Source organism: uncultured Anaerovibrio sp., assembly GCF_947302755.1.
Classification (GTDB): domain Bacteria; phylum Bacillota; class Negativicutes; order Selenomonadales; family Selenomonadaceae; genus Anaerovibrio.
On record NZ_CAMYWM010000091.1, the window covers coordinates 1 to 10,495 of the forward strand.

Sequence of the window (10,495 nt, forward strand, 5' to 3'; positions counted from 1 at the left end):
ATAAGCCTATGGGGGAGGTGGCCCCTGATGAGGTTATTTCCCGGTTATTAGCGGATTATCCCTCCAAGAAAATTGTGAATATGGTAATGCCGGCGGCAAATAATGGCTTTTATGAATTTCAAATGGCGGAGGTCAGGGAAAATGCCAATTTATATGCTCCTTATGAGCTGATTTTGGTACAGGGGAACAATATAAATAACCGTATTTTCATTCCTGACGGCGGTTTGCGGAACATTTTTGCCGAAGCCTTGAATATTCACATTCATAATCATTACCTATTGGTTACAAAAATTTTATGGGGGATTATGGCCTTGCTCTCGGTGGCAATGGCTGTAAGCGGTGGCTTATTATATTCAACCCGCTGGTGGAATAAAGCCTATTCCCTGACAAATATTAAAAAAAACAAAGGAAGAGGTGGATATTATATTGCCTCTTTCTCAGCGGTATTAACAATAATTGCCATGATAATACCCTTGCTGGAGGTTGGACTGGAATATATTGCAGTTGGTGCCTTTATGTTAATCTTTCTCATATCGGCATGGGCAATTAAACAATTAAACTAATAAGTGCTGAATTTTTGAGGGGACAGATATGGTCTGTTCCCTTTGTACTATGAAATCTTAGCGGATCAAATCCGAAGGCTGCAGATGAGCTTTAGATTTCGTTGTAAGGGCGTAGTGCGAAACACCGTTTCGCACGAAGCTTCTTATATCACCATTTATTATAGCTTGAGCTATCCATTAATAAAAAATATGCTATTAATACCATTTTTATTTGACAATTATACTATAAAGTGTATACTAAACTATGTTGAACAAATGAATATTGTATTGGAACAGGTGCCGCAAGGCTTAATAGAGAAGCTGGTAAAGTCCAGCACGGTCCCGCCACTGTAAGAGGAGCAAAGCTATAGTTTTGGTCACTGGAGCAATCTGGGAAGGCATGTAGCAGAGCTATGAGTCAAGTCAGGAGAACTACCTGTTGTTCAATCACCGTTTTTACCTGCGAGCGACAGGAAGGGGATTATATCTCCTGGACATCAAAATGTTGGGGAGTATGTTCTTGCTTTTCTGCCATTATGGAAGAAAGGCTTTTATTTTTGTGTGCACTTATTGACGGTTAGATATTGTTCTAGCCGTTTTTTATTTGGGCACTAATATGGTAGGAACGGGGGAGATTTGCCAAGTGAAGGATTACAGAAAATTACTGCTTGTTGTCAGCGTATTACTTGTTGCCCTGTTATCAGGGTGTGCCAGACAGGACAATACAGTTGCCGGCGAATATGAGGTTACGGACTGTCAGGGAACGGTGGTCCATTTTAAGGAGAAGCCCACCAGGATAGTCACCATGACCATTGGCACCGATAATATCGTGTTGGGGCTGGTGAAGCCTGACCGTATGATTGCTTGCAATGCCAATTTGGATGACCCAAATAGCTCCAACGTGGTGGAATTGGCCAAACAAATTCCCAATCGGGTACGTCACCCCAAGCTGGAGGAGCTATTGGCCCTTAAGCCTGATTTAGTAATTTCCGCCGATTGGGGGACTCTGGATTATGTTACGTCCCTAAGGGATATGGGCATAAATGTGGTAGTAGTCAAGGCAGCCAAAAATCTTGAGGATATAAAGTATAATATTCGTCTTATTTCGTCCGCCCTGGGGGAGGGTGATAAAGGGGATAAGCTCATTGCCTTGATGGAGGACCATTTATATGGGCTAAAGGCCAAAATTGATGAACAGGTTCCCCTGGACCAACGGAAACGGGTGGCCCTAATATCCGTGGTGCAAAATTATGGCGGCAAGGATTGTATTTATGATGATGAATGTACCTGGGCCGGTGTAATTAACGGCTTATCGGAGGTCGGGCTGAACCGTGGGGTTAAGCTCACCAAGGAAATGCTGCTGAAGATTGACCCGGATATTATATTTCTTCCCAGCTATTCCGCCCATGGCTCCTTTGATAATCAGGCCTTCAAGGACCAGTATACCAAGGATATTTCCCTGCAGCAGATGAAAGCCATAAAAAATGGTGGCATACGGGAGCCAAGGGATGCCTATATATACTCGTCATCCCAGGATTTTTGCTTTGGGGCCCAGGAAATAGCCTATTCAGTTTATGGTGATGCCTTTTATTTGGCTGATCAGCAGCATTTGTCAGTGGCGGAGTGAAATATGAAAAAAGTAATAAGTGTTAATAACATAACCAGTGGTTATGATAAACATAAAATAATTACCGATGCCAGCTTTGATATTAATGCTGGTGAATTTGTGGGTATTATTGGTAAAAATGGTGCAGGAAAAAGCACCATGTTAAAAACCCTGCGGGGCTTCCTGCCGGTGGAGAAGGGCAGTATAAAGCTGTTTGACCGGGAGCTGAGTGATTATTCCCAACGGGATTTGGCCATTCAGATTGCCTATTTACAGCAGCAGGTGGAAATGACCTTTGATTACACGGCCCGGGATATGGTGATGGCCGGTCGCTATCCCTATATAAAATGGTGGGAGCAAAGCAGTGACCGGGACCTGGAAATCGTGGAGGCCTGTATGAAATATACCGGGGTAACGGAGCTGGCTGATACACCCATTAAGGCCATGTCCGGCGGACAGCGGCAGCGGGTGTACCTGGCCAAGGTGCTGGCCCAGCAAACCCATGTGTTATTTTTGGATGAACCGGCTTCCGGCCTGGATTTATTTTATCAGGAGGAAATTTTCCGCTTTTGCCGTGAAATGTGCAATTATGGAAAAACTGTAATCATGGTGGTTCATGAGCTGAATTTGGCCGCCAGATTTTGTTCCCGCCTGATGCTGCTGAAGGAAGGCACCATCCTTGCTGATGGGTGTCCTGATGCGGTCTTGAAGGATAATTTGCTGACGGAGGCCTATGGGGTGGACATCTGTTCCCTGATTAATAAGGAAACGGGTCATCGGGATATCTTTACAGTTCCCCCTCCGGATGATGTGGACAAAAAACAGCTTATTGCCACCATAATTGGCAACAACAAGCATGATGGAAGGGGGGCTAATAAATGAGAAATTATCATTTTAAGCTGGTTTCCATTATTTTAGTGATTGCCCTGATATTGGTGGTATGTACCTCCCTGTCGGCAGGACAATATAATTTGGATTTTATCCAGGTGGTGGCCTGGTGTCTGCATAAAATGGGTATTCCTTTACTGACAGAGATCAATGTAACGGAGCAACAGGAAGCGGTGCTGATGTTTATCCGCTCACCGCGTACCGTAGTCGGTCTGTTGGTGGGGGCTGGCCTGGCGGCCTCCGGAGCCGTACTGCAGGGCCTGTTCAGCAATCCACTGGCGGATCCGGGGATTATTGGCGTATCCAGTGGTGCCACCTTCGGTGCGGTTATTGCCATAATTGCCGGAATTAACAGCACCAGCCTGGTGGGCCTGCCAATATCAGCCTTTATAGGTGCCGTAGTGGCAGTTTCCCTGACCATTGGTCTGGCCACCCGTCATGGCCGTATTCCGGTGCTGACCCTGTTGCTGGCCGGTGTTGTGGTGGGTATGCTCTTTAGTGCCCTGACGGCGGCTATGCTGACTATTATGGATGACCATAAGGTACAGCAATATCTGTTTTGGACCATCGGCAGCCTGGATTATCGCCGCTGGGAGCACGTGCTTATGGGTGTGGTACCTATAAGCCTGGGCATTACCATTATGCTGATGATGGCCCGACACCTTAATATTCTGGCCCTGGGTGAGGCAGAGGCCAAGGCCGTGGGCATGAATGTTACCAAATACCGGCTTATATTATTGGCCGTTGCCACCATGACCACCGCCAGCAGTGTTTGTATTACCGGCAGTATCGGCTTTGTGGGGCTGATTATTCCCCATATGATGCGGATGCTGGTGGGACCTAACCACCGCCGCTTATTGCCGGCCAGTATGATCGGCGGCTCTGTATTTTTAGTATTTTGTGATTCGGTGGGACGCATGCTGCTGACCAACAGTGAAATCAATGTGGGCATCATGACCGCCATTTTGGGCACCCCATATTTCCTCTACCTGCTGAGGAAAAATATGGATATACGATAATACAACGGGTAATTTTAGTATTTTATCGTTGGATAGCAAGGCTTACCATATACGGTAAGCTAATAACGGGCATATTTTCAAGGCCTATGGCCTTGTGAATAATATTTTTTATTTTAGGAGACATGAATATGAAAAACAAGAGGTTGTTAAGTACGGCTGTTGCCTTGGCAGTAATGGCCGCCAGCTCCGGCGTTTACGCAGCGGAGATTGCAGATTTTGGTGACGAGGATGTTGTGGTAACTGCCAACAGAACAGAGAAGAAGGATGTCGAAGTCGCTGCCAGCACGGAGGTAATTACTGCTGAAGCCATTAAGGAAATGGGAGCTGCTTCCGCCATGGATGTATTGAAGAAGGTAAATGGCATTCAATATGACTGTATCGGCAATGCAAACTCCAATATGGGTACCATGACCAATGATGTTATCATTCGTGGTTATAAGGATGGTACTTTGATTTTGATTAACGGTACACCAATGGAATATCGGGGCAAGTACGATTTAGGCTCCATTGATGCCCGCAACATCGAGCGTATTGAGGTAATAAAGGGCAACGGCTCCGTTCTCTATGGTTCTGATGCCATTGGCGGTGTCGTTAATATTATTCTGAAAAAGGGCGTGGACCAAAATTCTGTAACCCTTGGCTTTGGTAACCGCAGTGCCTATAATTATGGGGTTAATGTGGGAACGGATAGATGGCGCATAGGGTATTTTAGGTCAAAAATTGGTAAGGAGCATGACCAGTGCTCCCCAGCTTGGCAGGGCGGTGCTGAGCTTAAATATTACACCCATGATTTGACCAAGGAAAATTTGACGGTTTCCGGTTCCCTCAGCAAGCTTTGGGATGTTTATTATAATTTTTCGGAAAATATGGGTTATTATGATCGTAGGTTTAGCGACCTTAATGGGGAATATGATGGGCCATTTAAGGTGGGTGACCAGTACCAGACCAGACGCTATGATACCATTAATCACAATATGCAGGCTGTATTCCATGATAATGATTGGAAGGTGTCTATATTCAACAATATCAATTTTATTGAATCCAAGGGCTTTACAGATGCTAAATATAAGAATAAAAAATACAGCTACGCCAATACGGAGTATCACACCAGGGAGAAAAATACCTCTTATGGTGTAGATGCCCAAAAGAAATGGCGGTTATCCGATGCCACCAGTTTGATTGCCGGCTTAAGCGGTCAGCGGGAAAGCTACGACGCTTATGTAACCACAAGTGGTACCAGGTCCAATTATGATAGAAATGTTTGGGCGGCCTTTGCTCAGGTTGACCATGATTTTGACGCCAAGAACAATGTTACCTTTGGTGCCCGTGAAACCTGGACTACCGGTGCCTTTAAGGATCAGAATTACAACAACTTCAGTATGTCTGCCTCTTGGCTCCATAAGATGAATGAGGAGAATAACCTGTATTTGTCTGTGGCCCAGTCCTTTAAGATGCCTACCTTCTCTGAAATGTACAAGGAAAGTGATTTCTCCGTTCCAAATCCTGATTTGAAGCCTGCCAAGGGTATAAATTATGAATTGGGCTGGAAGCAAAATCATGGCAGTCATACCTGGAAGGCGGCCCTGTTCCATATTGATGTAAAGGATAATATTACTGCCACCTGGCAGAAGGACCCTGTAAAGCAGTATCAGTATACCAATGTTGACTTCCGCAATACCGGTATTGAGCTCTCCTGCAAAATTGATGGTGGGGATAAGTGGAGCTACAACTACGGTATTACCTGGCAACATCCCCAGAGCAAGAGCAACGCTGACAAAAAGGGGGATATGAAGGACAAATGGGAAAATGTCTATGGCCGTCTCCAGTTGGATGGTGGTATTACCTATCGGTACAATAAGTTTAAGTCTAATCTGAACTTTTCCTATATGTGCTCCCGTTACCAGTCCCAGTCCGGTCCCAATGAGCCGGTTAAGCCATATCTCCTGACCACCTGGAACTTTATCTATACCCCGGATGAGCACAGCGAGTTAAATCTGAATATTGAAAATCTCCTCAACAGACGTGACCGTACCTCCAATTCCTCATCAGATTATTACTGTGCTCCAACAACCTTTATGTTGAATTACACTTACAAATTCTAAAAGCAAAATACAAACTTAAAGAGACAGCCTCGTTGCTGTCTCTTTTTTCACTTAGCATTATTTCTCAATTGGTGGTTCTATTATTGGTTTAAGGCTAATCGTAATAGCGCAGTCGTTAATAGACTTTTACCCCAACGGCTAAACCTTCACCCTTTAAGGCTAATCGTAATAGTCCAGTCGCTAATAGCCCAGTCTTCAATAGCCTGCACTTTCTTCACGTATGGCCTTCAATATCTGGTATTGGCGGTATAGTTCTTCCTTTTCATCACGAATGTGGTTGTGGGCTTCCAATATGCGGTCAATGGCTTGGGAAGGATCCATGGTATGGTATGGCAAAAATAATTGGCGAAGCTCCTTGGGCTTTATGATTTTATATACCTGCAAGGAGGATTTTTCGTATGTATAAGAAAAGTAACGGTAAATGTAGCCTATCCAATACAATTCATCAGCAGCATATTTTATTTTTCCATAATTTGAAGGGCCGTATTGTTCCTCGATTCTTTCCAATATATCGCGTGGCTGAATGTTGGTATCCAATATATCGCCACTGTCCAAGGCTTTGGCTATTTGGCTGTTCATAAATCTTCGTATGAAAATTTCAGAGCTCATGGATAGAGCCTCGGCTGATAATTCAAAGGACTTACCCTGCAGTTCACACAATAAGAGACCACTTTTATCTAAATTTTTCATTATATCACCACCCTATGGTTATTTTAAAATTTCGTCAATATAATGGCCTTTTCCCCTGTATTTTATTCGTGCCAGTTTAACCTTGTCATCACTAAGCCTGGTATCTGAGGAACGGAGATTTTTATAATACTGACGCTCCTTGTCAGAAACATAACAGCGTTCGACAAGCTTTAAATTCTTAAGCGATTTTTCGGTGATGAAAACGTACTGAAATCCTAAATTAGTTGCGGCCAGACAATGCTTGCATTGTTCATCAGTTATTTCGCCATAAATAAACGAATTAATAATCTGGAACATCCTGTTGTCAGCTATGGGTGCGATTATATAATCGTACAATCTGGATTTTTCTGCCAGCCTTTTTACGATAGGATGATGCTTATATTCATCTATAGCCCCACGATAATAGGCTATTGTCATCATCCACTCCTGGTCAACCCTGTATTGCTTGTGTGTCAGGCCTGCATCAAAAAAATCTATCAGGTAAATACAGGATTTATCAAAGCCTGAAATAAATGATATGGCCTGTTCGTATTTTTCACCAGTATAAAATCCCTGCCCAAAATCGTTATTTTTTCTGCTCCTGTTAATCCCTGGTTCACCAATTATTTCTGATTTCGCACCGTGAAATAAAAGCTTATGGCCATTTTCGAGATTGTCCAGCCATAGCATTTCCTTCAATTTGTTTAGCTTTATGTTGTTCTTAAAGGCAAAGCTGTATATTTGTTCCAACAGCTTGACAGATGGTGTTGTTTTGCCAAGCTCATTTCTGGAAATTGTAATTCGTTCAATACCGATTTTCGATGCAAGCTCTGCCTGGGTTAAGCCTAATATTGCTCTGATGGCCTTCAAATCATCCCGAAAATTGTACTGCATATAATCTCACCTCAACTTATTTATATCATATTACTCAAACAAGTTTAAGTCAACTTCTTTGATACATATTACTCAAACAAGTTTTTAGACAATTGAACAATGGCGTTATAACCTGATTGACTGGTTGCTGGGGGAAATTATTTGAACACAAAAAAACAGGATTGTTTACGTGCCGGGGGAGCACGAAACAATCCCGTCGTTTTGAGAACATTATTTTTAATGGGGGATAGTAACAATCAATCGATTATTATATAATATGCTTATAACGCCATTGTTCAAATTTTTCTTCTTTAGAAGAAAAATCTTCCAATTAGCGTTTCAACGAGCTGGGAGATATGCTCGCCAGCTGTTGTAGTTTGTTTTCCAAAACCTAAATAGGTGGGGGAAATCTTAAAGCTCGTTATATCAGAGGCAGATAGCCAAAGCAGTTGCTACTACCAAAGCTGCAAAGCCACCGATACGCAACTCATGAATACCAAGGCGATAGCTGAGATCGCTCTCTTTTGCAGAATGGAAATCCTCACCCTCCAGGAAACTATAATGATGGGTATTAACGTTCATTAACAAACGCTCCATGTTGGAAAGTCTAACTGCTGCTTTCATAGCTAATTCCTCCTTTTAAACATCTATTGTTCCTCGACTGTGACTATAGTATATACCGTAAATGCTGAGACTTCTGCCTTTTATACGACAAAAAATGTTCTCTATGCGACAAAAGAGGCGGTTTTTTATGATTAAGAAAATGACCACAATACGTTTGATGGCGGACAAGGAAAAGGAGCAGATGCACGATAATCCCCTGTTCCCCTGCAGCATATATTGTATTGACTGGAAGAAGGGAGGCATTCAATCCCTGCCCTGGCATTGGCATCGGGAGCTGGAATTTATGTTTGTCGCCTCCGGCAGTGCGTTGGTGGAATATGCGGGGAAGCAGTCTGTTTTACAGGCAGGAGATGGCTTTTTCTGCAATTCCAGGGTATTGCACAAATATAAGCTTCATGGGGAGCGGTGCCAGCTTTACTGTGTGGTATTTGACGAAAAGTTTATAAGCGGCGGAATAGCCAATGTTATTTTTAAAAAATATGTCCAGCCCATTGTTACCGATGAACTCTTTTCCGGAACATATCTCCATACAGCCATAAAGCGGGAACGGGATGCCATCATCAATATAAGAAAAGCCTTTGAAGCCGCCCAAAAGGAAATATTTGGTTATGAGCTGGATTTGCGGTATCATATAGGAAAGGCCCTGGCCATATTAAGTGATCACCCCACAGCCTCCAAGATAGGCTACACCACTCCCCAAATGGAGCGGATTAAGATTATGGTGGATTACATTCATGGCCATTATGGGGAGCAGCTTTCAGTGGAGGAATTGGCTGACCAGGCTGGTCTCAGTGAACGGGAGGCCCAGCGGTGTTTTCATGCCATATTTAATATGTCACCACGGCAATATATACAAAATTACCGGTTGCAGGTGGCAGAGGAAATGCTGGTGGAGTCCAACGAGTCCATTTTGGCTATAGGCATGGCCTGCGGCTATTATAATCCCAGCCATTTCAGCAAGGCCTTTCGCCTGTACCGGGGCTGCAGTCCCCATGTATTCAGAAAGCAAAACAGTTATTCCGAGGATAAGGGGTAAATTCGATATCGTTCAGATGAAATTTTAAAATCACCTGAATAATTCTACGTTTTACCTGATGGCTTGTTAAGGAGAAATGCAAAGATGATTGTGGAAATAATAAGTGTAGGAACCGAGCTTTTGTTAGGCAATATAGTAAATACCAATGCCCAATTTATCGCCAAGGAGCTGGCCAAGCTGGGCATGGAATGCTATTACCAGACTGTGGTAGGGGATAATCCTGACCGTATTAAGAATGCCCTGGATGTGGCCTTTGCCCGGGGAGATATGGTTATTCTCACCGGTGGCCTCGGACCTACCAAGGATGACCTGACCAAGGAAATGCTGATGGATTATTTCCATAAAAAAGCTGTTCTTGATGAAAAGGCCTGGGAAATGATGAAGGACCGGCTCACCCGCAGCGGCTTTACCCAGTTCACTGACAGCCAGAAAAAGCAGGCCTATGTGCCCAATAATTCAATTGTAATGTACAATCATAACGGCACTGCTCCCGGGTGTATTATGGAAAATAATGGTAAATATTGTATGCTCTTTCCTGGTCCCCCAAAGGAAATGCAGCCCATGTTCAGGGAATACGGCGTGCCTTATCTGCAAAAATTCAGTGACCGGGTATTTGTGTCCATGGATATAAAGATGATGAGCCGTCAGGAGGTATCAGTCACCATTGTAGGCGAGGGCCCCTGTGCAGAACGGCTGGGGGACCTGTGCGATAATGAAAATCCCACGGTGGCCACCTATGCCAAGGAGGATGGCTGTCTCATACGCATAACCGCCGCAGCCCATAATCGGGAGGAAGCCCTCAGGCTTATTGCTCCGATACTGGAGCAATGCAAGAAGGCACTGGAGGAGGAATACATAAAGGACATTTTTGAGGATAAATAACATATCCTTGGAAAAGTATTGGATTTTCAATTTTTTTGTTGACAGAGATAGGTGAAATAACTATAATATCAATTGTTGCGTAAAGCATATATGACTCACTAGCTCAACTGGTAGAGCATCTGACTCTTAATCAGCAGGTTCGGGGTTCGAGTCCCCGGTGGGTCACCATTGATATTTTTCAGGCTGGCTTCAGCCTGTTTATATGACTCACTAGCTCAACTGGTAGAGCATCTGACTCTTAATCAGCAGGTTCG

The 10,495-nt window shown here is 43.8% G+C and carries 10 protein-coding genes, 1 tRNA gene and 1 riboswitch; of the genes, 8 read left to right on the forward strand and 3 right to left on the reverse strand.

The features are described 5' to 3' along the window. The 5 genes from Q0Y54_RS09070 to Q0Y54_RS09090 all read left to right on the forward strand — a co-directional run. The coding region (locus Q0Y54_RS09070; RefSeq protein ID WP_297966591.1) for a hypothetical protein at positions 1-563 on the forward strand (563 nt) is incomplete at its 5' end. Positions 564-820: 257 nt separating this feature from the next. Further along, positions 821-997: riboswitch (cobalamin riboswitch) on the forward strand. A gap of 188 nt (positions 998-1,185) precedes the next feature. Continuing rightward, a complete protein-coding gene (locus tag Q0Y54_RS09075; protein WP_297966594.1) occupies positions 1,186-2,169 on the forward strand; it encodes an ABC transporter substrate-binding protein in 984 nt (327 codons plus the stop codon). Positions 2,170-2,172: 3 nt separating this feature from the next. Further along, entirely contained in the window at positions 2,173-3,030 is an 858-nt protein-coding gene (locus tag Q0Y54_RS09080; protein WP_297966597.1) for an ABC transporter ATP-binding protein, read from the forward strand. Then, entirely contained in the window at positions 3,027-4,055 is a 1,029-nt protein-coding gene (locus Q0Y54_RS09085; protein WP_297966600.1) for an iron ABC transporter permease, read from the forward strand. Before Q0Y54_RS09080 ends, Q0Y54_RS09085 begins: the two co-directional genes overlap by 4 nt. Before the next feature lie 128 nt (positions 4,056-4,183). Continuing rightward, on the forward strand, positions 4,184-6,157 hold the full coding sequence (locus Q0Y54_RS09090) for a TonB-dependent siderophore receptor (protein ID WP_297966603.1): 1,974 nt from the start codon (positions 4,184-4,186) through the stop codon (positions 6,155-6,157). Positions 6,158-6,352: 195 nt separating this feature from the next. On the opposite strand, the gene Q0Y54_RS09095 is transcribed toward Q0Y54_RS09090, so the two are convergent. The 3 genes from Q0Y54_RS09095 to Q0Y54_RS09105 form a co-directional block, all read right to left on the reverse strand. Continuing rightward, positions 6,353-6,847, reverse strand: coding sequence for a hypothetical protein (locus Q0Y54_RS09095; protein ID WP_297966605.1), 495 nt, complete (start codon positions 6,845-6,847; stop codon positions 6,353-6,355). Between the two features lie 18 nt (positions 6,848-6,865). Next, a complete protein-coding gene (locus tag Q0Y54_RS09100; protein WP_297966610.1) occupies positions 6,866-7,720 on the reverse strand; it encodes a DUF3990 domain-containing protein in 855 nt (284 codons plus the stop codon). A gap of 405 nt (positions 7,721-8,125) precedes the next feature. Continuing rightward, positions 8,126-8,323 (reverse strand): hypothetical protein, encoded by a 198-nt coding sequence (locus Q0Y54_RS09105; protein ID WP_297966612.1) that lies wholly within the window; start codon positions 8,321-8,323, stop codon positions 8,126-8,128. A gap of 127 nt (positions 8,324-8,450) precedes the next feature. On the opposite strand from Q0Y54_RS09105, the gene Q0Y54_RS09110 reads away from it, so the two are divergent. The 3 genes from Q0Y54_RS09110 (at position 8,451) to Q0Y54_RS09120 (ending at position 10,409) form a co-directional block, all read left to right on the forward strand. Then, a complete protein-coding gene (locus Q0Y54_RS09110; RefSeq protein ID WP_297966615.1) occupies positions 8,451-9,359 on the forward strand; it encodes an AraC family transcriptional regulator in 909 nt (302 codons plus the stop codon). Positions 9,360-9,443: 84 nt separating this feature from the next. Further along, positions 9,444-10,241: a molybdopterin-binding protein gene (locus tag Q0Y54_RS09115; RefSeq protein ID WP_297966617.1), complete on the forward strand. Its 798-nt coding sequence runs from the start codon at positions 9,444-9,446 to the stop codon at positions 10,239-10,241. Between the two features lie 92 nt (positions 10,242-10,333). Beyond that, a tRNA-Lys gene (locus Q0Y54_RS09120) sits at positions 10,334-10,409 on the forward strand. Positions 10,410-10,495 lie beyond the last annotated feature (86 nt).